The sequence below is a fragment of the Pseudomonas mendocina genome (assembly GCF_003008615.1).
Classification (GTDB): Bacteria; Pseudomonadota; Gammaproteobacteria; order Pseudomonadales; family Pseudomonadaceae; genus Aquipseudomonas; species Aquipseudomonas mendocina_C.
The window spans coordinates 587,063-610,969 of sequence record NZ_CP027657.1 but is presented as its reverse complement, the minus strand read 5'-3'; the positions used below and the strand labels follow the sequence as shown (position 1 = coordinate 610,969).

Below are 23,907 nucleotides of genomic sequence, written 5' to 3'. Positions count from 1 at the left end.
GGGTTTATGTCGATCAATTTCCCGCTCCTGTTGGTTATCGCCGTCGCCGTTTGTGGCTTCCTGGCTCTGATCGATCTGATTCTGCTGGCCCCGCGTCGCCGTGCGGCGATTGCGGCGTATCAGGGGCGGGTCGACGATCCTGAAGACAGGGTGCTGGAGCGCCTGAACAAGGAACCCTTGCTGGTCGAATACGGCAAGTCGTTCTTTCCGGTGCTGGCCATCGTGCTGGTGCTGCGTTCGTTTCTGGTCGAGCCGTTCCAGATTCCTTCGGGGTCGATGAAGCCGACACTGGAAGTGGGCGACTTCATTCTGGTCAACAAGTTTGCTTACGGCATTCGCCTGCCGGTGATCGACACCAAGGTCATCGAGGTGGATAACCCGCAGCGCGGTGATGTGATGGTATTCCGCTACCCCAGCGACCCTACCATCAACTACATCAAGCGTGTGGTCGGTCTGCCAGGCGACCAGATCCAGTACACCCAGGGCAAGCGTCTGTTGATCAATGGTGAGCCGGTGGCCGAGAAACTGATCGGCGAAGAAGCGGGCAGCCTGGGCAGCGCAACGCTCTATCAAGAGCGTCTGGGCCAGGTGGAACACACCATCCGCAAGGAAATGACCCGCATGCGCCGCGAGCCTGGCGGTGAATGGGTGGTGCCTGAAGGGCACTATTTCATGATGGGTGACAACCGTGACAACTCCAACGACAGCCGCTACTGGCGTGATCGTCATATCCCTCAGGAGCTGTGGGGCATGGTTCCCGACGACCATATCGTCGGCAAGGCCTTCGCCATCTGGATGAGCTGGCCGGAGCCCAAGCTCAGCAATCTGCCCAATTTCTCTCGTGTCGGCCTGATTCATTGAGCACTGGCGCGCTGTTCAACGCAGCGCCGCAGGCTATAAATAGTCTAGCCGTCAGGCTTTCCAACAAGACCGTTCATTGGGGATACACATGACTTTCGCGCGCTCGCAGCAGGGGCTTTCCATTCTGGGTTGGCTGGTGGTTCTGGCCGTGGTGGCGTTCTTCGCCAGTACTGCGTTCAAGGTACTGCCGCATTACCTGGATTATATGTCCATGGAGAAGATCATCACGTCGGTGGAAACCGACAAGGCGGCTGACGTGCGAACCCTCAACGAGTTTTACACCCATGTCAGCAAAGGTATGCAGGTCAACAACATTCGTGACCTGAACATGCGCGACGCTCTGCAGGTGAAGGTCGAGAACAACGAGTTCCTGGTTCACCTCAAATATGAAAAACGCGAGCCGCTGATCGAGAACCTCGATCTGGTGGTGAATTTCGACAAAGAATTTCGTGTACGGATGCCGTGAGTCCCAATTTGTCCCGCCTCGAGCGCCAGCTCGGATATAGCTTCAAGGATCAGGATCTGATGATCCTGGCCCTGACCCATCGCAGTTTCGCCGGTCGCAATAATGAGCGCCTGGAATTTCTCGGTGATGCCATCCTTAACTTCGTAGCCGGTGAGGCGCTGTTCCAGCGCTTCCCGCAGGCCCGTGAAGGCCAGTTGTCGCGCTTGCGCGCACGCTTGGTCAAAGGCGAAACCCTGGCCGTGCTGGCCCGTGGCTTCGAGCTGGGTGAGTACTTACGCCTGGGTTCTGGTGAGTTGAAAAGTGGTGGCTTTCGTCGTGAGTCGATCCTCGCCGATGCGCTCGAAGCGCTGATCGGCGCCATCTATCTGGATACCGGCATGGACGCGGCGCGTGAGCGTGTGCTGGCCTGGCTGAGCAATGAGCTCGACGGCCTGACGCTGGTCGATACCAACAAGGATCCGAAAACGCGCCTGCAGGAGTTCCTCCAGTCGCGCGCCTGCGAGCTGCCTCGTTACGAGGTTGTGGACATTCAGGGCGAGCCGCACTGCCGTACCTTCATGGTCGAGTGCCAGGTGGCCCTGCTCAATGAAAAGACCCTGGGCCAGGGCGGCAGCCGGCGTATCGCCGAGCAGGTCGCCGCGGCTGCGGCGCTGATCGCCCTCGGGGTGGAGAATGGCAATGACTGATGCACCTGTGACCCGTTGCGGCTATGTCGCCATCGTCGGCCGCCCCAACGTGGGTAAGTCGACGCTGCTCAACCACATCCTCGGGCAGAAGCTGGCGATCACCTCGCGCAAGCCGCAGACCACCCGCCACAACATGCTCGGGATCAAGACCGAGGGCGAGATCCAGGCCGTCTACGTCGATACGCCCGGCCTGCACAAGCACAACGACAAGGCACTCAACCGCTACATGAATCGCAGTGCCACCACTGCGCTGAAAGATGTCGATGTCGTGGTGTTCGTGGTCGATCGCATGCGCTGGACCGATGAGGATCAGTTGGTGCTGGAGAAGGTGCAGCACGTCAAATGCCCGATCCTGTTGGCGGTTAACAAGGCTGACCGCCTGGAAGACAAGAGTGAGCTGCTGCCGCACCTGAACTGGCTGGCCGAGCAACTGCCGCAAGCGGAGATCGTGCCGATCTCCGCGCTGCAGGGGCAGAACCTCGACACGCTGGAGAAGCTGGTCGGCGAGCGTCTGCCTGAGTCCGAGCATTTCTATCCCGAAGACCAGATCACCGATCGCTCCAGTCGCTTCCTGGCTGCCGAGCTGATTCGCGAGAAGATCATGCGTCAGCTCGGTGCCGAGCTGCCGTACCAGATCACCGTTGAGATCGAGGAGTTCAAGCAAGAAGGTCGCATCCTGCACATCCACGGTCTGATTCTGGTGGAGCGTGACGGGCAGAAGAAAATCATCATCGGCGACAAGGGCGAGCGCATCAAACGCATCGGCCAGGACGCGCGCAAGGACATGGAGACCATGTTCGACTCCAAGGTGATGCTCAACCTCTGGGTCAAGGTAAAAGGCGGCTGGTCCGACGACGAGCGTGCCCTGCGTTCACTGGGTTATCTGGATCTGTAGAGCGCGCTTCGCGCACTCTCTCATGGCCTTCTCCAGGCGGTTGCCATCTTCATGACTCACGCCGCCTACGTCCTGCACAGCCGTCCTTACAAGGAAAGCAGCGCCCTGGTGGATTTCTTCACCGCGCAGGGACGTGTGCGTGCGGTGCTGCGCGCGGCGCGCGGCAAGGTCGGCAGCATCGCCCGGCCTTTCGCACAGCTCGAACTGGAGCTGCGCGGACGTGGCGAGCTGAAGACCGTCGGCCGTCTGGAGAGCGCCGGTATCCCGTTGCTGTTGAGCGGCGAGGCGCTGTTCTCCGGGCTCTACCTCAACGAACTGCTGATTCGCTTGCTGCCGGCCGAAGACCCGCACCCCGTGATGCTCGAACACTATGGCCTGACCTTGCAGGCGCTGGCGGCCGGGCGGCCGCTGGAACCCTTGCTGCGTGCATTCGAATGGCGCCTGCTGGACGAGCTGGGCTATGGTTTCGCCCTGGATCGTGACCAGCATGACCAGCCCATCGAGCCGACGGCGCTGTATCGCTGGCAGCAGGACATCGGCCTGGTGCCGGTGGTACAACTGCAGCCCGGCGTGTTCCAGGGCCGCGAACTGCTGGCCATGGCCGAAGCTGACTGGCAAACGCCGGGTGCACTGGCTGCGGCCAAGCGCCTCATGCGCCAGGCGCTGGCACCCCATCTTGGTGGCAGGCCACTGGTCAGCCGCGAACTTTTCATGACGCTCAAGGAGTCCAAGCGTGACTGAGGCCAATCGTATTCTGCTCGGCGTGAACATCGACCACGTCGCCACCCTGCGCCAGGCTCGCGGCACGCGCTATCCGGATCCGGTCAAGGCTGCGCTGGACGCCGAAGAGGCCGGCGCCGATGGTATCACCGTGCACCTGCGCGAAGACCGCCGGCACATTCAGGATCGCGACGTGCGTGTGCTGGCCGATGTGCTGCAGACGCGGATGAATTTCGAGATGGGCGTCACCGATTTCATGCTCGGTTTCGCCGAGCAGATCCGTCCTGCGCATGTCTGCCTGGTGCCGGAAACCCGCCAGGAACTGACCACCGAAGGCGGCCTCGATGTGGCCGGTCAGGAGGCGCGCATCGCTGCGGCGGTGGAGCGTCTGACGCTGGCTGGTTGCGAGGTGTCGCTGTTCATCGATGCCGAAGAGCGGCAGATCGAAGCAGCCATGCGTGTCGGTGCTCCGGCCATCGAACTGCACACCGGTCGCTATGCCGATGCTCACACCGCGGAAGAAGCTGCGCATGAGCTTTCGCGCATTCGTGATGGCGTCATCTGCGGCCTGAACCACGGCCTGATCGTCAATGCCGGTCATGGACTGCACTACCACAACGCCGAAGCCGTGGCGGCGATTCCCGGTATCAACGAACTGAACATCGGCCACGCCATCGTCGCTCATGCCCTGTTCGTCGGTTTCAAGCAGGCCGTTGCCGAGATGAAGGCGTTGATCGTCGCGGCTGCCAATCGCGGCTAAACGTGGGCGCGCGGCTGTCTAAACGACTAACTGTTGGCCAGGCGGCAGCTCGTAGGGTGCGCTGTGTGCGCACCAGGCAGGCACTGCGATATTCCCGGTGCGCACGGCGCACCCTACTCAGCTCTGCGCGAACGCCTGAACCATCTGCCCGGCGAGTGCCTCGACGGCGTCGTTGCGTTGATGGCCGATAATCAGCTTGATGTGGTACTCGCCCAGCGGCGGTAGGCCTTGTTCCGCACCGAGCCGGCGCAGGGGTGGCCTGACCAGGCTGCGAGGGAAGGGCGCTATGGCCAGGTCGGCAGTCATCGCCGCTTCCTGGCCGGCGCACTGTTCGCACGAATAAGCGATACGGTACGCCAGTCCTTGCCGATCCAGCGCATCGAGGGCGGTACGGCGCCAGGCGCAGCCTGGGTTAGCCAGCGCCAGCGGCAGGGGCGAGCGCTGCATGGCCAGGCCGCCGTCGCGTCCGGCCCAGACCAGCTCTTCGGAATAGATCACGTCGCCGCGCGAATCATCCAGGCCGTCGTTGCCGGCGTTGATCAAGGTCAGATCCAGTTCGCCAGCATCCAGCTTGGCCACCAATTCCACACTGCGCCCGACGTTCACTTCGACCTCCACACCTGGGTGGCTGCGAGCGAACAGCATGAGTACGCCGGGTAGCACACGGTCGCCGATATCGTTCGGTGTGCCAAAGCGCACACGGCCGGTCAGCGTCGGGGTGAGAAAGCGGGCCACTGCCTCTTCGTTGAGCTTGAGCAGACGCCTGGCGTAACCCAGCAACAACTCGCCCTCGGCCGTCAGTTGCACGCGTCTGGCCTCGCGGGTGAACAGGCGCTGGCCCAGTGTTTCCTCCAGGCGCTTGATCTGCAGGCTGACGGCTGCGGTGCTGCGAAACACTTGTGCCGCGGTGCGGGTGAAGCTGCCGCTGTCGGCGATGGCGACGAAGGTGCGCAGCACGTCGCTTTCCAGAAGTGGCAGCGCGGTCGGGGCTGTCGAGTTCATAATTGTTAAATATTACTTAACTTAATGTTTTATATTTGTCGTTTGTTTGAACGATAGGCGCGTTTCATCCTGATCGCAAGCCCGGCACACGCCGGCAGCGAAACGGAGGAAATGCCATGAACAGTTCGAGCAAGCACGACAAGTCGCGCTCGGCCATGCCAGAGTTCTACATGCCGGCCATGTGGCCGCTGGATCTGCAGAACGCCATCGTCGACTGGGTTGGCGCCTGGTTCTGGCGTCGGCGCATGCGTCGCCTGCTGGCGCAGGACATCGAGGGAAGGATCCGCCTGGGCGGTGCCCGTGGCGTGGTGGAGCAGGGCGCCGGTGAACCGCTGCGGCTGATCGCACAGCGGCGTGCACGTTGGCTGCGGCCGTAGGGCGGGTGCAACCCGTCAATTGCAGTCTGGCGGGTTGCCCCGCCCTGCGAGACTCGCTGTCCTTAGGGCTTGCGCGCTACCAACACAGCGCGGGTTGGTGCCGGCAGGCCTTCGACGGTGCGGCTGTGGTCGGCCGGATCGAGGAACTCCGGCAGCGACTGGAAGCGCATCCACTCGGTGGCGCGCTGCTCCTCCACCGAGGTGGTGCTGACATCGACGCAGCGCACGTCCTCGAAACCGGCGCGGCGCAGCCAGCGCTCCAGCGCGGGTACCGAGGGCAGGAACCAGACGTTGCGCATCTGTGCGTAGCGGTCTTCCGGTACCAGCACCTGCTCGCTGTCGCCCTCGACCACCAGTGTTTCCAGCACCAGTTCGCCGCCCTTGACCAAGGCATCCTTGAGGTCGAGCAGGTGATCGATGGGCGAGCGACGGTGGTACAGCACGCCCATGGAGAACACCGTGTCGAAGCCTTGCAGTTTGGTCGGCAGCTCTTCGAAGGCCAGTGGCAGGTGCCACACCGGTTGCTCCGGCAGGTAGCGTTTCATCGCCAGGAACTGGCAGAGGAACAGCCAGTTGGGGTCGATACCGACCACGCTATCGGCGCCGGCGCCGAGCATGCGCCACATGTAGTAGCCGTTGCCGCAACCGACATCGAGGATGCGCTTGCCGGCCAGATCCAGGTGCGGTGCAACGCGCTGCCATTTCCAGTCCGAGCGCCATTCGGTGTCGATGTGTACGCCGAATAGCTCGAACGGCCCCTTGCGCCAGGGAATCAGGCCCTGCAGGGCGGTCTTCAATTGCGCACGGCTTGCCTCGTCGCAGGCACCGCCAAAGGCGAAGCGCTGAACCAGTTCCACCTCGCTCACCGACAGGTTCGGCAGCGCCTGCACGGCGCCATACCAGCGCGCCAGGTCGCCGTGACCGATGGCCAGCTTGGCATCGAGCTGGCCGGGTAGCTCACAAGCCCAGTCCTGCAGCGGAGTGCCAGCCAGTTGCGCCTGCAAGGCATCGAGATCCAGGTCGCGCATCATGGCAGGGCCACCAGCGAGGCGAAGTTCAGGCACTGGAACCAGGGCAGCACCTTGCTGAAACCGGCGGCCAGCAGGCGCTCGCGATGCTGTTCGAGACTGTCGGGCAGCATCACCTTCTCGATGGCACTGCGCTTCTGCGCGATTTCCAGTTCGCTGTAGCCGTTGGCGCGTTTGAAGGCGACGTGCAGTTCGGTGAGCAGGTCGTGCTCGGCGGCGTCCTCGAAACGCAGCTTCTCCGAGAGGATCAGCGCGCCACCGGGTAACAGGGCCTGGCGAATGCGGGTGAGCAGCTCCAGGCGCCGCTCCGGCGGGATGAACTGCAGGGTGAAGTTGAGCGTGACCAGTGAGGTGGGCTGCAGCTCGAGGGCGAGAATGTCGGCCTCGATCACCTCCACCGGCAGCAGCTCCTGGAACATGGCGTCCTGAGCATGCAGGTATTCGCTGCAGCGTGCGACCATGGCCGGCGAGTTGTCCACGGCGATCACCTTGCAGCCATCGACGCGCACGTGGCGGCGCAGGGCCTGAGTCACCGCGCCGAGCGAAGCGCCGAGGTCGTACAGGGTGGTCTGCGGTTGGGCGAACTGGCCGGCAAGTACGCCGATGTTCTCGACGATGGTCGGGTAACCAGGTACCGAGCGCTTGATCATGTCGGGAAACACCCGCACCACGTCCTCGTTGAAGACGAAATCGGGCACCTCGGGCAGAGGCTGGGCGAATAGACGATCAGGTTCTTGGCTCACGGCAGTCGCAACGGATAGCAGAAAAGGCCGGCATTTTAGGCTTTGTACGAAAAGTCGTCGAGCGATGGTCAGGCGAGGCAAAAACGGGTGAGGAAGCGGAGTTTACGAGTTGTAAATGAGCATGACTCGCTGCGCTCGCCCTCCGGGCCGCGCTGAAGCGCGTTAGCCGTAAGCGGCTTGCCGAACCAGTTTTTAACGAAGCATCACCGAGCGCAGGCACTTTTCGTACAAAGCCTGGCCAAGTGCGGGCAATAGTCAGGGTTTTTCCGACTGCTCGCCGGGGCGATCAAACCTGGGTGCGTTGAAAGGCTGAGGCGGTGATTCCCCACTGGCCGAGCCAGTAGGTAAGGATGATGGCGTAGGGTGCGGCGTCGAAACTGGCGACGAAGCGGTCGATGCCGATCAGGCTGTCGGACAGCACGAAGAGGACGGCGCCGCCGGCGGCGAGCCAGGTTGAGCGTGGCTGCAGAGCCGGGTGCCCGATACGGGCCAGGGCGCGCCAGAGCATCAGACAAATCGCGGTGGCATAGCAGGCCACAGGAATCAGCAGCTCGCCCAGGCCGCTGCTGGCCAGTATGGCGAACATCGCGCCACCGGCGATCAGCGCAAGCAGCAGGGCGGGCAGGGCAGGTTGGCGGCTGTCGGAGACGTAGGCGCGCAGGTAGGCCAGGTGGCCGAGCAGGAAGGCGCCGAGGCCGAACACGAACAGGTCGCCGGGCCAGTCCAGCAGAATGTCACCGGCCAGGGAGAACAGCAGGCCGATGCCGATCCAGCGCCGGTAGGTGCCGGCCGGCGCCTGGTGCAGCCATAGGAGCAGGGCGATCACTGGGATGCCCTTGGTCAGCAGGCTGAGCTGCGTATCGCCGGTGATCCGGCCGTAGAGAAATACCGCAGCACCTGCCAGACCGAGCAGCAACCAACGCATAGCAAGACTCCCTTCGTGATTGGAATGGCGCGACTATGCCCAGCGACCGGATGGCTGCCAATGCGAGGGGTGCCAAATCGAGGGGCGGATCGTGCCGCCACTCGACGCCATCGGCAGTATTGGGCAACGTATGTGTTCGTTCAGGAGAAGCGCATGTCGATATCGCCACCTGTCACCGAGCTGATCGAGCGGCTGTACCGCGAAGAGTCTCGTCGTGTACTCGCCACCCTGATTCGCCTGCTCGGCGATTTCGACCTGGCCGAAGAGGCGCTGCACGAGGCGTTTCGCAGTGCGGTAGAGCAGTGGCCGCGCGAGGGCGTACCGGACAATCCGCGTGCCTGGCTGGTGTCTGCCGGGCGTTTTCGTGCCATCGACAGCCTGCGTCGGCAGCGCCGCTTTCAGCCGCTCGATGATCAGGTCGAGTTGTCGGACGAGCGCGGCGCCGAGGAGGGCGAGCTACTCGAGGACGACCGCCTGCGCCTGATCTTCACCTGCTGCCATCCTGCGCTGTCCAGCGATGCCCAGGTGGCGCTGACCCTGCGCGAGGTGTGCGACCTGAGCACCGAAGAGATCGCCCGCGCCTTTCTCTCCAGCCCCTCGACCCTGGCGCAGCGCATCGTGCGGGCCAAGGCGAAGATTCGCGATGCGCGCATCCCTTACGAAGTGCCGGGGCGCAGCGAACTGCCCGAACGCCTGGAGGCGGTGTTGCGGGTGGTCTATCTGGTATTCAACGAAGGCTATTTCGCCAGCTCCGGTGAATCGCTGACCCGCAGCCAGCTGTCCGACGAGGCGATTCGCCTAGGCCGCTTGCTGCTGGAGTTGCTGCCCGAGCCGGAGGTGCAGGGGTTGCTGGCGCTGATGCTGCTGCACGAATCGCGTCGTGCGGCACGCAGCGGGGTCGATGGCGAGGTGATTCTGCTGGAGGCTCAGGATCGCAACCTGTGGAACCGCGAGCTGATCGCCGAAGGCGAGGCCCTGGTCTTGCAGGCGCTGCATTCACGGCGTTTCGGCCCTTACAGCCTGCAGGCGGCGATTGCCGCGGTGCATGCCGAGGCGGACAGTCTGGAGCAAACCGATTGGATGCAGATCGTCGGCCTGTACGACGAGCTGCTGCGCCTGAATCCGTCGCCGGTGATCGAACTCAACCGCGCCGTGGCGCTGGCCATGCGTGATGGGCCTGAGACCGGGCTGGAGCAGGTCGACCGTCTACTGGCCAAGGGAGAGTTGGAAGGCTACCACCTGGCCCATGCAGCGCGGGCCGACCTGCTGCGCCGGCTGGGCCGCCGTGAGCAGGCGCTGGTTGCCTATCGCCAGGCCCTGACGCTGGCGCAGCAGGGCCCGGATCGGCAGTTTCTGCAGAAGAGGCTGGAGGAGTTGGGTGACGAACCGTAGTGTGAACGTTCACCTTTCCTGGGTTGACCAGTTTCCAACTTGCCGCTTGATAAGAATCTGTTCCTTACTCATAGGTTAGCACCAGTCAATGCTTGCAATGTCATTGCGATAGTGTGAAAACACGCCAGTTTTTTTATGCCAGGCAGCGGCGCGGGGGGCGGACTCGGAGTATCGTGGCGAGCATTCAAACAATGATCTGCAGCCCGGATGCCGCTCTTGATGAAATCTCTGCGCCAGTTCGCTCTTGCCTCCCTGTTCGTTGCCCCCTGCCTGGTGGTTGCCGCCCCTTCCATTGATGACAAATCGGCTTTTATCGCCGATCTGGTCAAGCGCATGACCCTGGAGGAGAAGGTCGGTCAACTGCGCCTGATCAGCATCGGCGGCGATATGCCGCGTGAGCGCATCCGTGAGGAGATGGCCGCCGGCCGTATCGGCGCCACGTTCAACTCGGTTGTGCGGCCGGAGAACCGCCCGATGCAGGAGGCTGCAATGCGCAGCCGCCTGGGCATTCCGGTGTTCTTCGCCTACGACATCATTCACGGCCATCGCACCACCTTCCCGATTGGTCTGGGGCTGGCCTCGAGCTGGGACATCCCGGCCATCGAGAACAGTGCTCGAGTCGCAGCCTTCGAGGCCAGTGCCGATGGCCTGGACATGACCTTCGCGCCGACCGTGGATATTTCCCGCGATCCGCGCTGGGGCCGCACTTCTGAAGGTTTTGGCGAGGATCCCTACCTGGTCTCACGCATCGCCACGGCCATGGTGCATGGTTTCCAGGGCAAGGATCCCAGCGATCCGCAGCGCATCATGGCCAGCGTCAAGCACTTCGCCCTTTACGGCGCGGTGGAGGGCGGACGCGACTATAACGTGGTCGACATGAGCCCGATGCGCATGTACCAGGACTACCTGCCGCCCTACCGTGCGGCCATCGACGCGGGCGCCGGTGGTGTGATGGTGGCGCTGAACGCCATCAATGGTGTGCCGGCCTCGGCCAACACCTGGCTGCTGCGCGACCTGCTGCGCCGTGACTGGGGCTTCAAGGGAGTGGCGCTGAGCGACCACGGTGCGATCACCGAACTGATGCGCCATGGCGTGGCCGCTGATGGTCGCGAGGCTGCGCGCCTGGCGATTACCGCCGGTGTTGGTATGAGCATGGCTGACACGCTGTACGATCAGGAGCTGCCAGCTTTGGTGCGCAGCGGCGCAGTACCGCAGAGTGTGCTGGATGAGGCAGTTACCCACGTACTCATTACCAAGTACGACCTGGGTTTGTTCCATGATCCGTTCCGCCGCATCGGCCGCGCCGAGGACGATCCGGCCGACGTCAACGCCGAAAGTCGCCTGCACCGTGCCGATGCGCGGGCCATGGCGCGTGATTCACTGGTGCTGCTGGAAAACCATGGCGACACCCTGCCATTGAGCAAGACCAAGACCGTCGCCCTGATCGGTCCGCTGGCCGATTCGCCGGTGGACATGCTTGGCAGCTGGTCTGCCGTCGGCGTGGCCGAGCAGGCCGTCACGCTGCGCAAAGGTATGGAGGCGGCGCTCAAGGGCCAGGGCAAGCTGCTTTACGCGGTGGGCGCGAACGTCACCGACGATGCTCATGTGATCAACTATCTGAACCAACTCAACTGGGATCGCCCGGAGGTGGTGCTGGACAAGCGCACGCCGCAAGCGATGTTGGAGGAAGCCGTGCGCGTCGCGGCGCAGGCTGACGTTATCGTCGCTGCCGTCGGCGAGGCGCGTGGCATGTCGCATGAGTCGTCCAGCCGCACCCGTCTGGATCTGCCTGACAGCCAGCAGGCCCTGCTGCGTGCGCTCAAGGCCACCGGCAAGCCGCTGGTGCTGGTGTTGATGAACGGGCGACCGCTGGCGCTGAGCTGGGAGAAGGAAAACGCCGACGCGATTCTGGAAACCTGGTACAGCGGCATCGAGGGTGGCCACGCCATCGCCGATGTGCTGTTCGGCGAGCACAACCCCTCGGGTAAGCTGCCGATCACCTTCCCGCGTTCGGTTGGGCAGATTCCGACCTACTACAATCATCTGCGTGTGGGACGACCGTACACGCCAGGGACACCGGGCAACTACACTTCCCAGTATTTCGAGGAGCCCAATGGCCCGCTGTATCCATTCGGCTATGGTTTGAGCTATAGCGATTTCCGCTTGTCTGCTCCAAAGCTGTCCGCCGAGCGCATGGGGCCAGAGGAGAAAATTCGCGTCAGCGTTACGCTTAAGAACGTCGGGCCACGAGCTGGCGCCACCGTGGTGCAGCTGTATCTGCACGACGAGGCCGCCTCGGTGATCCGGCCGGTGAAGGAACTCAAGGATTTCCGCAGGGTCAAGCTTGAGTCTGGTGAGGCTCGCGAGCTGCATTTCGAGATCGATGAAAGCATGCTGCGTTTCTACAACGCTAGCCTGCAGCAGGTCAGCGAGCCAGGCGCCTTCCGCGTTCAGCTAGGGCTGGATTCGGAGACCGTGCAGGAAGCACGTTTTGAATTGCTGCCACGCCAGTGAAGGGGTGGCTCTAGGAGGCGAAAATATACTCGCGCGGGTACCTTTGCCAGACTTCACGATCTGGTAATAATGCGCAGAAAGAATCCGCGCATGCGGGGACGTCTCCGCTCGGTTGGCTGTCTGCATTGCGCTCGCGTTGTCGTTGCATCATTCGCCTGATTTGAATTCCGTGTAGCGGTTGCCCGTGGGGTAGCTGCTGCACGTCAATACGTGTCGCCTTGGAGGCTGTGTGTCGATGAGTCGTTGTTCTGGAGCCCGTATGGGCAAGGCCGGCAAGCTGGCCCTCTGTGTGCTCCCTCTGCTGTTCGCTGCCCAGAGTTGGGCCTTCGATCTGGATGATGTGGCGGTCAAGGCCAAGGCCCTTGCCGCCGAAGGCTATAGCGCGCCACAAAGCCGTTTGCCGGCATCGTTGCGCGAGCTGCCATTTGCTGGCTACCAGAAAGTTCGTTTCCTTGAAGAAAAGGCGCACTGGCGTGACGGCAAGACGCCGTTCCAGCTGTACTTCTTCCACCAGGGCATGCACTTCGACGTACCGGTTAAGATCAACGAAGTGACCGCCGAAGGTACTCATGAGATCAAATACGATCCGTCGATGTTCGACTTCGGCGATCTCAATCTGAATCCGGATGATCTTAAAGGTCTGGGTTTCGCTGGCTTCAAGGTCATCAATGAGATCAACGCCGATGGCAGGCATGACGAAGTGATGAGCGTGCTCGGCGCCAGCTACTTTCGCATCGTCGGCAAGGGGCAGGTGTTCGGCCTCTCCGCCCGTGGCCTGGCGATCGACACGGCGTTGCCCTCTGGTGAGGAGTTCCCGCGTTTCAGTGAGTTCTGGATCGAGAAGCCGCAACCGGATCGCCGCAGCCTGGTGATCTATGCGCTGCTTGACTCGCCGCGTGCCACTGGTGCCTATCGGATGGAAATCAAGCCGGGCCGTGACAGCGTGCTCGACGTGCAATCGAAGGTGTACCTGCGCGAAAACGTCGAGAAGCTTGGCATTGCGCCGCTGACCAGCATGTTCCTGTTCGGTGCCAACCAGCCTTGGCCGCGCCCGAACTATCGTCCTCAACTGCACGACTCCGATGGTCTGGCGATCCATGCCGGCAATGGCGAGTGGATCTGGCGTCCGCTGAATAACCCGCAGCGCCTCAACGTCAGCAGCTACCGTATCGACAACCCGCGTGGCTTTGGCCTGATGCAGCGTGGTCGTGACTTCAACCAGTACCAGGATCTCGACGATCGCTACGAGCTGCGCCCGAGCGGTTGGGTGGAAACCGTCGGTGACTGGGGGGCCGGTCACGTCGAGTTGGTGGAGATTCCTACGCCGGACGAAACCAATGACAACATCGTCGCCCTGTGGCGCCCGGACAAGCTGCCGGCTCAGGGGGAGTCGCTGGATGTCGCCTATCGCCTACACTTCAGCCGTGACGATGCCAAGCTGCACGATCCGCAACTGGCTATGGTCAGCCAGACCCGTCTGTCCGAGGGTGATATCAAGCAGGCCAATCTGATTCGTCAGGCAGATGGCAGTACCGCGCTGGTGGTCGATTTCGTTGGTAAGGAACTGGCCAAGCGCTCGCCCGATGCAGCGCCGACCGCGCAGGTCAGTGTTGATGGCAACGCCGAGTTGCTGGAAGAGAGCCTGCGTTACAACCCGGTGAGCAAGGGCTGGCGCCTGACCCTGCGGATCAAGGTCAAGAACTCGGCGCAGCCGGTGGAGATGCGTGCCGCCCTGGTCGAGGATGGCAAGCCTTTGTCGGAAACCTGGAGCTATCAGCTGCCTTCCCATGAATAACTCCCTCGACGCTACACAGATCCAGGATTATCTCGATGAGCTGCCGCTCGATCAGGAGCGGCAACAGGCGTTGGCCCATCGCTTGGAGTTGGAGGGCGGTGATCTCGCCGCGTTGCACCGGGCTCTGCAGGAGCAGGAGCACGGTGTTGCCGAGCCACTAGAAGAAACCCGTGAGATGCTCGACTCGGTGCCAGCGCGCCTGGCACTGGGCTGGCCGGACGCTGTCGAGCGTGGCTGCCGTATCGTGCAGGATCACCAGGGCCGCCCGACCATCGATTCCACGCCGCCGATCACCCGCACGCGCATGGTTCCGGAGCCCTGGCAGATCAATATCCTGAGTCGCGGCTGGTCGCGTCTCAAGGGTAAGAAGACGGCGCCGCGGCCGCGTACGCGTGAGCCCGAAGCCTTCAGCGAAGCGCACTGGCGGCGTGTCGCCGCCGTGCGACGCAGCGCCCTATTGGTGCTGATGCTGGTGCAGACGGTGGTCGCCACCTGGTACATGAAATCGGTGCTGCCTTACCAGGGCTGGTCGCTGGTCGACCTGGGCCTGGTGTTCGAGCAACCCTGGCTGGAGTCGGCGCGGCAGATTCTGCCGTACGTGGTGCAGACCAGCATCCTGGCGTTGTTCGCCCTGTTGTTCTGCTGGGTGTCGATGGGCTTCTGGACGGCGCTGATGGGCTTCTTCCAGTTGCTCAAGGGGCGTGACCGCTACAGCATTTCGGCCAGCAGCTGCGGTGACGAGCCGATCTCGCCGCGGGCGCGCACCGCGCTGGTCATGCCGATCGCCAACGAGCACGTGCCGCGTGTATTCGCCGGCCTGCGCGCGACCTTCGAGTCGCTCAAGGCCACCGGGCAACTCGAGCACTTCGATTTCTTCGTCCTCAGCGACAGTAACGATCCGGACATCTGCGTCGCCGAACAGCAGGCCTGGATGGAGCTGTGCCGCGAGGTCGAGGGCTTCGGCCACATTTTCTACCGCCGCCGTCGGCGCCGGGTGAAGCGCAAGAGCGGCAACATCGACGACTTCTGCCGTCGTTGGGGCAGCAACTACCGCTATATGGTGGTGCTCGATGCCGACAGCGTGATGAGTGGCGAATGCCTGACGCGCCTGGTGCGCCTGATGGAAGCCAACCCGGGCGCCGGCATCATCCAGACCGCGCCCAAGGCGTCCGGCATGGACACTCTGTACGCGCGCCTGCAGCAGTTCGCCACCAGCGTCTACGGGCCACTGTTCACCGCGGGGCTCAACTTCTGGCAGCTGGGTGAGTCGCACTACTGGGGCCACAACGCGATCATTCGCGTCAAACCCTTCATCGAGCACTGCGCGCTGGCGCCTTTGCCGGGCACCGGTTCCTTCGCCGGGGCGATCCTGTCCCACGACTTCGTCGAAGCCGCGCTGATGCGACGCGCCGGCTGGGGTGTGTGGATCGCCTACGACCTGCCGGGCAGCTATGAAGAGCTGCCGCCGAACCTGCTCGACGAGCTCAAGCGTGATCGCCGCTGGTGCCAGGGTAACCTGATGAACTTCCGTCTGTTCCTCGTGCGCGGCATGCACGCGGTGCACCGCGTGGTGTTCCTCACCGGCGTGATGTCCTATCTGTCGGCTCCGCTGTGGCTGCTGTTCCTGCTGCTGTCCACCGGCCTGCTGGCGATTCATACGCTGATGGTGCCGGAGTACTTCCTGCAGCCCAATCAGCTTTACCCGCTATGGCCACGTTGGCAGCCGGAGCAGGCCATCGCGCTGTTCTCCGCGACCATGACCCTGCTGTTCCTGCCCAAGCTGCTCAGCGTACTGCTGATCTGGATCAAGGGCGCCGACGCTTATGGCGGCCGTCTGCGGGTGTTGCTGTCGATGTTGCTGGAGGCGTCCTGTTCGGTTCTGCTGGCACCGGTACGCATGTTGTTCCACAGCCTGTTCGTGACGGCCGCCTTCCTTGGCTGGTCGGTGCAGTGGAATTCGCCACAGCGTGTCGATGATTCGACGCCCTGGAGCGAAGCCTTCCGCCGCCATGGCACCCAGGTGCTGCTGGGGATCGGCTGGACTGCGCTGGTTGCGTGGCTCGATCCGGATTTCCTCTGGTGGCTGGCGCCGATCGTTGTGTCGCTGATTCTCTCGCCGGTGGTGTCGGTGCTGACCAGCCGAACCACACCGGGGCTGGCGGCCCGACGCAGCAAGCTGTTCGTGATTCCGGAAGAGCACAAGATTCCGCTTGAACTGAGCAACACCTCTGCGTACGAGCAACTGAACAGCGCGCGGGCGCTGCGCAAGGGCTTCCTGCGTGCCGTGGTCGATCCGTTGTACAACGCCCTGGTCTGCGCCATGGCCCGTGCCCGCCACGCCAAGGTGGTGCCGGCTGCCGAAGCATTGCGCGAGGCGCGTATCGAGGAAATCCTCAATGCCGGGCCTGAGGGCAAGGTCGAGGCAACCCGCTGGCGACTGCTCAACGATCCTGACGGCATGGCGCGGCTGCATGCGCGCATCTGGCAGGAGCCGCAATACCACGCCTGGCGCGAAGCGCTGCGCGACGCCTGATCATCCGGCACGTCCTCGTTTTCACGGGTGCGTGCCGTGATGCCTTTCTGACATCCTTGCTAACATCTCTCTTGCTCATGATTTGAGTCGGCGCGGCACCATTGGCTCTGGGACGGGTCTTTCGCACCGATAGCGGCATGAAGCCGCGTAGATTTCATTGATGACATTGGAGAGGAACCGTGATGTCGAACCTGCATGATTCTGCACAGCGCTATGGCGCCGTTACGCGCCTGCTGCACTGGGGTATGGCCGTTCTGCTCGGCTGGCAATTCGTGACCGTGCTCGCGCACACACTGGTAGAGGACAGCGCCCTGGATAAATTCGCCTGGGGTACGCACAAGGCCACCGGCCTGCTGCTGATGGTGCTGGTGGTGATTCGCCTATTGTGGGCGCTGTACAACAGCGGCCGGCGCCCGGCAGCGGTCAGCAGCCTGGCGCGCTTTGGTCACCTGGCGCTGTATGGACTCATGTTCGTGATTCCCTTCATTGCGTTGCTGCGCCAGTACGGTTCGGGACGCGAGTTCGTCGCCTTCGGCATGACCATCATGCCCGGCTTCAGCGATGGCAAGATCGAGTGGATGATTGCCCTGGCCAGCCTGCTGCACGGCAACCTCGGCTGGCTGCTGCTGTTCATGGTGATCGGCCATGCGGCGATGGCTTTCGTCCATCGCCGTCAGAGTGGTGAAGACGTGCTGGCGCGCATGATCGGTCGTTGAGTTGGCCGGCTATAGCGAATGTATTACACGCTATGGCGGTAAGCACCGCTTTTGCCGCACCGGCCTGAGCAGTAATCTACACACATCCCCTGCAGCGATGGAGTGCTGAGGATCAAGGACGATGACCAGGCCATGAATGGCCACCGACAGGATGTCGGATGGTTGGGAGGAAACCCGCTTCGGCGGGTTTTTTGTTGCCTGCAATTTTTCACGGCAAGCGTTCGGGCGTGCAGGCGATGCCAAAGGATGTTCCCGATGCTCTTGTCTGGCCGGCAAAAGCTCAGCCCAGTGTCAGGCGATTTCGACCGGACTGTTTGGCCTGATAGAGCAGGCCGTCGACTCGGCGATACAGCTCCTCACTGCTTTCGCCATCCATGGCCAGGTGCGCGCCAATGCTCACGGTGAGCTGGTTGGCCGTCGGTGAGGCGGCGTGGGCAATGTTCAGGGAGGCCAATTCGCTGTGCAGCGCTTCTCCGAGCGCTCGCACCTGCTCAGCGTCGCAGCCGTACAGCAGTAGGGCGAACTCTTCTCCGCCCAGGCGTACTGCCATGTCCATGGGGCGACGAGCGAAATGCTGCAGTAGTCGGCCGACCTGGCGTAGCGCATCGTCGCCGGCTTGATGTCCGTAGTGATCGTTGAAGCGCTTGAAATGATCGATGTCGAGCATCAACAGCGCGACCTTGGCTGACTCCCGTCGCCCCTGGAGCAGGGCGAGATCCAGGTGCTGAGTAAAGCTGCGGCGGTTGTGCAAGGCCGTGAGCGGATCGTGATTGGCTTGCCAGTCCAGCAGTTGCAGCAACAGAAATTGCTCGCGCTGGGTGTGATCCCTGACATAGGCGCCCATTGCACAGATCAGCAGTGCCAGGCTGAAGATGAAGCACAGGCGCAGGTGATCGACCTGTTGCGTCTCCGTTAATAACCACAGACCTGGTATCACGACCAGGGGCAGGCTGGCCGCTGCCAGCAGCAGATTGCCGCGAAACGACAGGCCGAGGGGAAAGAACAGGGTGATGGCCATCAGCAGCAGCACGCTGTTGGAGATGTGGACGTCTAGATTCTGGTAGAGAACGACCGTTAGCGTGGTGCCCAGCACCAGGCTCAGCAGGGTGACGGTTACCACGTTCGGGCCGTAGTGCCCCCGGCTGCCGTTGAGCAGCTGCAGGGCGAGGAGGCCGAGCATGAGGATGATCGCGCCGCGCACCAGCAGCAGGCTCCAGAGCGCTGCCGGGTAGTCAGGGAAGCGTTGCCACAGATCTAGGCGCAGTACGTCGACAAAGGTGAAGACCATCCATATGCCGAGCCCCAGGAGTACGGCGACTTTCTGGTAGCGCGCCTGCACCTGGCTGATGTATTGGCGATATTCCGGTTCCAGCTGCTGGCTGAAGCGCAAGAAACGAAAACCGCGGTGCAACTGTTCGGCATAGCGATTTTCAGGGAGCGAACGGAGAGCTTCCGGGGCTGAATGCATGACGACTCCTTGTTTCCCTGAGCATAAGGGGCTCGGCAGGATCGTCAATCGGTAACGCTATAGCAAATCTCCTACACGTACTGGCGCCAACCGCTGCTATGTCTGCCTAGGCCCGATCATTAATCTATACACATCCCCTGCAGCGACGGATCGCTGAGGATCAAGGACGATGACCAGGCCAGGATTGGCCACCGACAGGATGTCGGATGGTTGGGAAGAAACCCGCTTCGGCGGGTTTTTTGTTGCCTGCATTTTCCCTGCTACCCCTTTCCTTCGGCGGCACAGCTGGGGCGGGTATCAGCCCTGATTCGGCTCTTGCAGGCGCCACCAGTGGGGGCGGCTGGAAACATGGGAGTGGTACTGCGGCATCAGTGTCTTGCGCTTGGGAGTGTCGAACACACCCACGGCGATGGCTAGTGTCGGCTCGTCGTCGATGGCGCCGATGGTGCTGCCGCATACCGGGCAGAACGCCCGGCTCGACCACTCCGATGAGCGCCAGGTGGCCGGTGCTCCGCCCGGGCCTGTCCACTCGACTTGGTCGATGGCGAACTCCACCCAGGCCTGGGTCAAGGCTCCGGAGTGACGCTGGCATGTTCGGCATGAGCAGGTATGTGGCCGGAGCACCTGACCTTTGGCGGCGAAGCGGATGTGGCCGCACAGGCAGCCGCCTTCGTGAATCTTCATGGTTGCCATCGCAGTGCCTCCTTCCCCTGGTCGAACCAGCAATGTGCGGCCGGTTTCCGTGTGGCGAAGTGAACCACAGCCGGCAGGTGCGATCACCTGTCGCCGCGCAGGAAGGCGCAAAGAGCCAGCAGGGGCAATCCGGCGGCCAGCAGGGCCGTGCCTGACCAACCGAAGCGCTCGTAGACCGGGCTGGCCAGCGCCGAGCCGATGGCGCCACCGACGAAGATGCTGGTCATGTACAGCGCATTGAGGCGGGCTCGGCTCTGCGGCTCTAGGGCGTAGATGCTGCGTTGACCCAGCACCATGCTCATCTGCACCGCGAAATCCAGGACGATGGCGGTGACGATCAGCCCGACCCAGCCCAGCCCGGTGTTCAACAGGTTGGGGGCGAAGGCCAGTGGCGCCAGGATCAGCGCCACCAGGCTGGCGCGCCAGGTGTGGCCGGCATCGGCCAGGCGCCCGGCGATGGGCGCCGCCACTGCGCCGATGGCGCCGGCGAGGGCGAACAGGGCGATGTCCTGTTGGCTCAATCCCAGGTGACGCGACAGTTCCAGCGGCGCCACAGTCCAGAACAGGCTGAAGCTGGCGAACATCAGTCCCTGATAAAGCGCACGGCGGCGCAGTGTTGGGTAGCGGCGCAGCAGGTGGATGAGCGAAGCCAGCAGTTGCCCGTAACTGGCGCGGTGGCTGGGGGCGTGGCGCGGGATGGTGGTGGCGATCACCAGTGTAATCAGCAGCATCAGGCCGGCAGCCATCAGGTACACCGCGCGCCAACCGAGCTCGCCAGCCACCAGACTGGCCAGCGGCCGCGCCAGCAGGATGCCCAGCAACAGGCCGCTCATGATGTTGCCCACGACGCGGCCCCGGCTGGCTTCCGGTGCCAGGTTGGCCGCCAGAGGAATCAGCATCTGCACCGAGACCGAGCTGAGGCCGATCAGTAGTGCCAGACCGAGAAACAGATCCGGCTGATTCGCGAAGGCGGCCGCCAGCAGGCAGAGCAGGGCGGCCGCGGTGGTGATCAGCATCAGCCGACGGCTTTCCAGCAGGTCGGCAAGCGGTACCAGAAACAGCAGCCCGAGGGCATAGCCGATCTGCGTCAGCGAAACGATCAGGCTGGCGCGCTCGGCGCTGAGGCCGACATCCGGGGCGATCAGCTCGATGATCGGCTGGGCGTAGTAGAGGTTGGCGACGATGGCGCCGCAGCACAGGGCGAACAGCAGCACCAATGCCTGCGGCAGGGCTGGCGACTCGCTCGTGAGTGAGGAGGTCTGGCTAGTCATGATGGGATCTCGATGAGAGGAAGCGACAGGCGCAAGGTTAGGCAGGTAACGCCAAGCGGAGAATCCGTCGAACCGGCAACGCTGCGTTGCGCGCCGTGCAAAGGCGCTTAGTCCCGCAGCAATCCCTGGAGAAACTCGCTGAACGCGGCGATGCGCTTCGAACCCCGGTGGTTCGGCAGGTACAGCAGGTGGATGGTGCCTTCGTGAGGGCCGGGGGCAACTTCATAGTCGGGCAGCAGGCGCTGCAGCTTGCCACTATCCACATCGTCGCGTACCAGCCAGTCCGACAGTAGCGCGATGCCCTGACCATCCAGCGCCGCCTGACGCAGGATATCGGCGTTGTTGCTGCGCAGGCGCCCGCTGATCGGCACCTGCAGCGTCGTGCCCTGCTGCTCGAAACGCCAATAGTTCGCCGGGCTGCCATAGTCGTATTGCAGGCAGGCGTGCGCCTGGAGGGCATCCGGATGGGCGATGGTGGAGGTGCGCCCCAGGTACTGCGGGCTTGCCACCAGCCAACGCCTGAAACTACCAACGCGCTGGCTGACCACGTCGTCGCTGACGATGGACGAGCCCAGGCGTAGCGCCAGGTCGACCCGTTCGCTAAGCAGGTCGACCACCTCATCGGTCACGCGCAGCGTCAGCTCCAGGTGCGGGTGTCGCTCCAGCAGTTCGCCCAGGCGCGGAGCGATGATGCGCCGGGCGAACTCCACCGGCACGCTCACTGCGAGCCTGCCACGCACCTCTTCGCCATTGTCGGCCACGGCAGCATCGGCTTCGTCGAGAGCGTCGAGGATGGCCAGGGCGCGTTCGAAATACTCACGTCCAGCCTCGCTGACGCTGATCTGCCGCGTATTGCGGTTGAGCAGCACGCAGCCCAGCTCTTGCTCCAGGGCGTTGACCGCGCGGGTTACCGATGAGGTGGCCAGGCCCAGTTGCCGCGCTGCAGCGGAAAAACCTCCGCAGCGGACGGTGGCGACGAAGGTGCGCAGAGCCAGCAGTTTGTCCATGGGAACGCCTGAAGTGCCGATCAGCCTGAAGCTTGCGCGATTGGCCGGCTCGCTGCCAAGCACTGCGTGGCGCCCTGGGCCTTGCGCGTGTACCACAGTACCCGGCTCACACCGCGGGTAATGGCCACGTAGGCCAGGCGTCTGGCTTCGTCCTGCATGGCCTGGTCGTAGCTACCGGCGAAGAAGCCGCATTGGGCGTAGAGCGCGTTGCGCAGCGGGTGTTTGTCCACGGGCAGGCAGTCGTCGAGGATGATTGCCACTTCGGCCTGCAGGCCCTTGGCGCGGTGGATGGTCATGGTTCTGACCGGCAGCGCCTTATCCAGCTGTGCGCGCACCTGCTGCAACGGCTCGTTGCGTCGGCTGAGCAGCAGCACGGCGGTACGATCCGCGTTGGGACGCTGGCTGACGTGCTGGCACTGCGCGCTGATTTCCTTGAGCAGCGTCGGCAGGCCGCTGGCCAGGTCGAAGCGCTGGATCAGCCTGACACCATGGTCGCCCGGCTGCATCGCCTTGGCCGCGACGCAGGTCTTGGCCTGCTTGTTGTGCACCTCGGCCAGCACCTTCTCGCCGTCACGGATCACCGGCTCGATGCTGCGGTAATTGGTGCTCAGCAGCAGGGTGGTGCTCTTGCCGCGCCCCCGGCTGGGGAAGTGACGGTCGAAGTCGATGAACAGCTCCGGCGAGCTGCCACGCCAGCCGTAGATCGATTGCCAGTCATCACCGATGGCCATCAGGCTGATGCGTTCGCCCGCTGCGTGCAGGCGACGGTGTACTGCCTGCAGCCACAGCACGATCTGTGGCGAGATGTCCTGGAATTCGTCGATCAGCAAGTGACTCAAGGCGAGCAGGGCGGGGCCGGATTTGCCACCGTCGCTGCTCAGGCGCTCGCTCAGCTGCGCGAAGGCACCGTTGAAACTGATCAGCCCCTGGCTGTGCAGCAGCGCACTGAAGTGCTGGTGAAAGCGCTGCATGGCCTCGATGAAATCACGCTCGCGGGGGCCGCAGTCCAGCGCTTTCACGTCCAGACGCTCGAGACGAGTCCCCAGACTCTCGGCGAAATCGATCTGCCCGTGCAGCAACTCGAACAGCGGCAGAGCGGCGAATTCACCGGGCAGCTTGCAGGCGTCCAGTGGTGCCTTGGCCTTGCCCTGTGGCGGCTCCTCGGGCGCCGGTAGCTTGAGCAGGCGGTGAGTCAGGGCGCGAAAGCGCGCATCGTCGGCGTAGGCGTTCTGGTAGGCCTGCTTGAGCAGGCGCTGTTGCGCGGGACGCAGGCGTCCGCCGGCGAGCGGGTTGTCCGGTTCGTCGCTGGGGTCGTCCAGTTGCTCGAACCAGCGCGGGTTGCCCAGGCGCTCCTTGGCCAGCGTCGCCATGGCGGCGTGGAAGGTGCGCACGCATTGGCGCGCATCATGCGGGTAGTGCCAGAAGTCGAGCAGGCGTTGCAGGCGTTCGCGCAGCTCGTGGCAGGAGGCGTTGGTGAAGGAGATCACCGTCAGGCGTTTCGGCTCGACCTCCAGGTGGCAGAGCAGAAACACCACGCGCAGTACCAGGGTGCTCGACTTGCCCGAGCCGGCGCCAGCGAAGATGCGCGCCAGCGGGGCGCGACAGAGGATCATCGCCCACTGTTCGTCCGACGGTGCGCCGATCAGGCCGGCGCTCACCGCCTGGGCCACGCGCTCGCGCATGGCCTGCACCTGGGCATCTTCGATCTTCAGTCGGGCGGCGGGGTAGATGCCGGCGGGGCCAGGCTTGCTCTTGGCCGATTTGCTGGCGATCGCTTTCTTGCTGCCGGTGGATTTCTTCTTGCTCTGTTTGCGTACGGGCTTGCGCGGCTGCGTGGCTTCGCGCTCGGCGCGCAGGTAGGCGGTGGTGCGGGGGAAGTAACGGGCGAGGGCGCTGGACAGCAGTTGTTTGTAGCGCGCGACAGCGGAAAGCATGCGGTGGTGAAGGCCTTAGTGAAAAGGCCTGCATGATAAAGCCTGTGAGGCGATGGCAGGCAGTGATGGCGCAGCGATAAATGCGCAACTTTGTGCAAGCGCCCGGCGTACATCGCTTCCA

Annotated in this window: 21 protein-coding genes; 12 read left to right on the top strand and 9 right to left on the bottom strand. The window is 63.3% G+C overall.

Annotated elements, in window-relative coordinates; all coding sequences use genetic code 11:
• The first annotated feature begins 6 nt into the window (after positions 1 to 6).
• The 6 genes from lepB to pdxJ all read left to right on the top strand — a co-directional run bounded on the left by lepB (position 7) and on the right by pdxJ (position 4,388).
• The gene (gene lepB / locus C7A17_RS02875; RefSeq protein WP_106736592.1) at positions 7 to 861 is read left to right on the top strand and encodes a signal peptidase I; all 855 of its coding nucleotides are present in this window, start codon (positions 7 to 9) and stop codon (positions 859 to 861) included.
• Positions 862 to 949: 88 nt separating this feature from the next.
• Positions 950 to 1,327 carry a DUF4845 domain-containing protein gene (locus tag C7A17_RS02870; RefSeq protein WP_106736591.1) on the top strand — a complete coding sequence of 126 codons (378 nt, stop codon included), beginning with the start codon at positions 950 to 952 and terminating at the stop codon, positions 1,325 to 1,327.
• On the top strand, positions 1,324 to 2,013 hold the full coding sequence (rnc, locus tag C7A17_RS02865; RefSeq protein ID WP_106736590.1) for a ribonuclease III: 690 nt from the start codon (positions 1,324 to 1,326) through the stop codon (positions 2,011 to 2,013). Before C7A17_RS02870 ends, rnc begins: the two co-directional genes overlap by 4 nt.
• On the top strand, positions 2,006 to 2,908 hold the full coding sequence (gene era / locus C7A17_RS02860) for a GTPase Era (RefSeq protein ID WP_106736589.1): 903 nt from the start codon (positions 2,006 to 2,008) through the stop codon (positions 2,906 to 2,908). The genes rnc and era overlap by 8 nt, the downstream gene beginning before the upstream one ends.
• A 51-nt stretch (positions 2,909 to 2,959) precedes the next feature.
• Positions 2,960 to 3,649: a DNA repair protein RecO gene (gene recO, locus C7A17_RS02855; protein ID WP_106736588.1), complete on the top strand. Its 690-nt coding sequence runs from the start codon at positions 2,960 to 2,962 to the stop codon at positions 3,647 to 3,649.
• The gene (gene pdxJ, locus C7A17_RS02850) at positions 3,642 to 4,388 is read left to right on the top strand and encodes a pyridoxine 5'-phosphate synthase (protein WP_106736587.1); all 747 of its coding nucleotides are present in this window, start codon (positions 3,642 to 3,644) and stop codon (positions 4,386 to 4,388) included. Before recO ends, pdxJ begins: the two co-directional genes overlap by 8 nt.
• Before the next feature lie 117 nt (positions 4,389 to 4,505).
• Here the strand turns inward: pdxJ and C7A17_RS02845 are convergent, their stop codons facing one another.
• Positions 4,506 to 5,390 carry a LysR substrate-binding domain-containing protein gene (locus C7A17_RS02845; RefSeq protein WP_106736586.1) on the bottom strand — a complete coding sequence of 295 codons (885 nt, stop codon included), beginning with the start codon at positions 5,388 to 5,390 and terminating at the stop codon, positions 4,506 to 4,508.
• A 116-nt stretch (positions 5,391 to 5,506) separates the two neighbouring features.
• On the opposite strand from C7A17_RS02845, the gene C7A17_RS02840 reads away from it, so the two are divergent.
• A complete protein-coding gene (locus C7A17_RS02840) occupies positions 5,507 to 5,767 on the top strand; it encodes a hypothetical protein (RefSeq protein ID WP_106736585.1) in 261 nt (86 codons plus the stop codon).
• 62 nt (positions 5,768 to 5,829) lie between these two features.
• On the opposite strand, the gene cmoB is transcribed toward C7A17_RS02840, so the two are convergent.
• The 3 genes from cmoB to C7A17_RS02820 all read right to left on the bottom strand — a co-directional run bounded on the left by cmoB (position 5,830) and on the right by C7A17_RS02820 (position 8,463).
• The gene (gene cmoB, locus C7A17_RS02835; protein WP_106736584.1) at positions 5,830 to 6,798 is read right to left on the bottom strand and encodes a tRNA 5-methoxyuridine(34)/uridine 5-oxyacetic acid(34) synthase CmoB; all 969 of its coding nucleotides are present in this window, start codon (positions 6,796 to 6,798) and stop codon (positions 5,830 to 5,832) included.
• Positions 6,795 to 7,538, bottom strand: a complete 744-nt coding sequence (gene cmoA / locus C7A17_RS02830) for a carboxy-S-adenosyl-L-methionine synthase CmoA (protein ID WP_106736583.1) — start codon at positions 7,536 to 7,538, stop codon at positions 6,795 to 6,797. The genes cmoB and cmoA overlap by 4 nt, the downstream gene beginning before the upstream one ends.
• 286 nt (positions 7,539 to 7,824) lie before the next feature.
• A complete protein-coding gene (locus tag C7A17_RS02820; protein WP_106736582.1) occupies positions 7,825 to 8,463 on the bottom strand; it encodes a lysoplasmalogenase in 639 nt (212 codons plus the stop codon).
• Between the two features lie 153 nt (positions 8,464 to 8,616).
• On the opposite strand from C7A17_RS02820, the gene C7A17_RS02815 reads away from it, so the two are divergent.
• From C7A17_RS02815 to C7A17_RS02795, 5 genes are all read left to right on the top strand, one after another.
• Positions 8,617 to 9,855, top strand: coding sequence for an RNA polymerase sigma factor (locus tag C7A17_RS02815; RefSeq protein ID WP_106736581.1), 1,239 nt, complete (start codon positions 8,617 to 8,619; stop codon positions 9,853 to 9,855).
• 219 nt (positions 9,856 to 10,074) lie between these two features.
• Positions 10,075 to 12,369 (top strand): beta-glucosidase BglX, encoded by a 2,295-nt coding sequence (gene bglX, locus C7A17_RS02810; protein ID WP_199796388.1) that lies wholly within the window; start codon positions 10,075 to 10,077, stop codon positions 12,367 to 12,369.
• A 259-nt stretch (positions 12,370 to 12,628) separates the two neighbouring features.
• On the top strand, positions 12,629 to 14,164 hold the full coding sequence (locus C7A17_RS02805) for a glucan biosynthesis protein G (protein WP_106736579.1): 1,536 nt from the start codon (positions 12,629 to 12,631) through the stop codon (positions 14,162 to 14,164).
• Positions 14,157 to 16,697, top strand: coding sequence for a glucans biosynthesis glucosyltransferase MdoH (mdoH, locus tag C7A17_RS02800; protein ID WP_106736578.1), 2,541 nt, complete (start codon positions 14,157 to 14,159; stop codon positions 16,695 to 16,697). The genes C7A17_RS02805 and mdoH overlap by 8 nt, the downstream gene beginning before the upstream one ends.
• 182 nt (positions 16,698 to 16,879) lie before the next feature.
• A complete protein-coding gene (locus C7A17_RS02795) occupies positions 16,880 to 17,413 on the top strand; it encodes a cytochrome b (RefSeq protein WP_106736577.1) in 534 nt (177 codons plus the stop codon).
• 280 nt (positions 17,414 to 17,693) lie between these two features.
• On the opposite strand, the gene C7A17_RS02790 is transcribed toward C7A17_RS02795, so the two are convergent.
• The 5 genes from C7A17_RS02790 to C7A17_RS02770 all read right to left on the bottom strand — a co-directional run bounded on the left by C7A17_RS02790 (position 17,694) and on the right by C7A17_RS02770 (position 23,786).
• On the bottom strand, positions 17,694 to 18,881 hold the full coding sequence (locus C7A17_RS02790; protein WP_106736576.1) for a GGDEF domain-containing protein: 1,188 nt from the start codon (positions 18,879 to 18,881) through the stop codon (positions 17,694 to 17,696).
• Positions 18,882 to 19,178: 297 nt separating this feature from the next.
• On the bottom strand, positions 19,179 to 19,574 hold the full coding sequence (locus C7A17_RS02785; RefSeq protein WP_199796387.1) for a GFA family protein: 396 nt from the start codon (positions 19,572 to 19,574) through the stop codon (positions 19,179 to 19,181).
• An 83-nt stretch (positions 19,575 to 19,657) separates the two neighbouring features.
• A complete protein-coding gene (locus C7A17_RS02780; RefSeq protein ID WP_106736575.1) occupies positions 19,658 to 20,845 on the bottom strand; it encodes an MFS transporter in 1,188 nt (395 codons plus the stop codon).
• A 107-nt stretch (positions 20,846 to 20,952) separates the two neighbouring features.
• Complete coding sequence (locus tag C7A17_RS02775; RefSeq protein ID WP_106736574.1) at positions 20,953 to 21,852, bottom strand: LysR family transcriptional regulator; 900 nt, start codon at positions 21,850 to 21,852, stop codon at positions 20,953 to 20,955.
• Between the two features lie 20 nt (positions 21,853 to 21,872).
• Complete coding sequence (locus tag C7A17_RS02770) at positions 21,873 to 23,786, bottom strand: DEAD/DEAH box helicase (RefSeq protein WP_106736573.1); 1,914 nt, start codon at positions 23,784 to 23,786, stop codon at positions 21,873 to 21,875.
• Positions 23,787 to 23,907 lie beyond the last annotated feature (121 nt).

Coding starts and splice junctions, on each gene's coding strand:
- lepB (WP_106736592.1), top strand. CDS start 7: ATGTCGATCAATTTCCCGCTCCTGTTGGTTATCGCCGTCGCCGTTTGT.
- C7A17_RS02870 (WP_106736591.1), top strand. CDS start 950: ATGACTTTCGCGCGCTCGCAGCAGGGGCTTTCCATTCTGGGTTGGCTG.
- era (WP_106736589.1), top strand. CDS start 2,006: ATGACTGATGCACCTGTGACCCGTTGCGGCTATGTCGCCATCGTCGGC.
- recO (WP_106736588.1), top strand. CDS start 2,960: ATGACTCACGCCGCCTACGTCCTGCACAGCCGTCCTTACAAGGAAAGC.
- C7A17_RS02845 (WP_106736586.1), bottom strand. CDS start 5,390: ATGAACTCGACAGCCCCGACCGCGCTGCCACTTCTGGAAAGCGACGTG.
- C7A17_RS02840 (WP_106736585.1), top strand. CDS start 5,507: ATGAACAGTTCGAGCAAGCACGACAAGTCGCGCTCGGCCATGCCAGAG.
- cmoB (WP_106736584.1), bottom strand. CDS start 6,798: ATGATGCGCGACCTGGATCTCGATGCCTTGCAGGCGCAACTGGCTGGC.
- C7A17_RS02820 (WP_106736582.1), bottom strand. CDS start 8,463: ATGCGTTGGTTGCTGCTCGGTCTGGCAGGTGCTGCGGTATTTCTCTAC.
- C7A17_RS02815 (WP_106736581.1), top strand. CDS start 8,617: ATGTCGATATCGCCACCTGTCACCGAGCTGATCGAGCGGCTGTACCGC.
- bglX (WP_199796388.1), top strand. CDS start 10,075: ATGAAATCTCTGCGCCAGTTCGCTCTTGCCTCCCTGTTCGTTGCCCCC.
- C7A17_RS02805 (WP_106736579.1), top strand. CDS start 12,629: ATGGGCAAGGCCGGCAAGCTGGCCCTCTGTGTGCTCCCTCTGCTGTTC.
- mdoH (WP_106736578.1), top strand. CDS start 14,157: ATGAATAACTCCCTCGACGCTACACAGATCCAGGATTATCTCGATGAG.
- C7A17_RS02795 (WP_106736577.1), top strand. CDS start 16,880: ATGTCGAACCTGCATGATTCTGCACAGCGCTATGGCGCCGTTACGCGC.
- C7A17_RS02790 (WP_106736576.1), bottom strand. CDS start 18,881: ATGCATTCAGCCCCGGAAGCTCTCCGTTCGCTCCCTGAAAATCGCTAT.
- C7A17_RS02785 (WP_199796387.1), bottom strand. CDS start 19,574: ATGGCAACCATGAAGATTCACGAAGGCGGCTGCCTGTGCGGCCACATC.
- C7A17_RS02780 (WP_106736575.1), bottom strand. CDS start 20,845: ATGACTAGCCAGACCTCCTCACTCACGAGCGAGTCGCCAGCCCTGCCG.
- C7A17_RS02775 (WP_106736574.1), bottom strand. CDS start 21,852: ATGGACAAACTGCTGGCTCTGCGCACCTTCGTCGCCACCGTCCGCTGC.
- C7A17_RS02770 (WP_106736573.1), bottom strand. CDS start 23,786: ATGCTTTCCGCTGTCGCGCGCTACAAACAACTGCTGTCCAGCGCCCTC.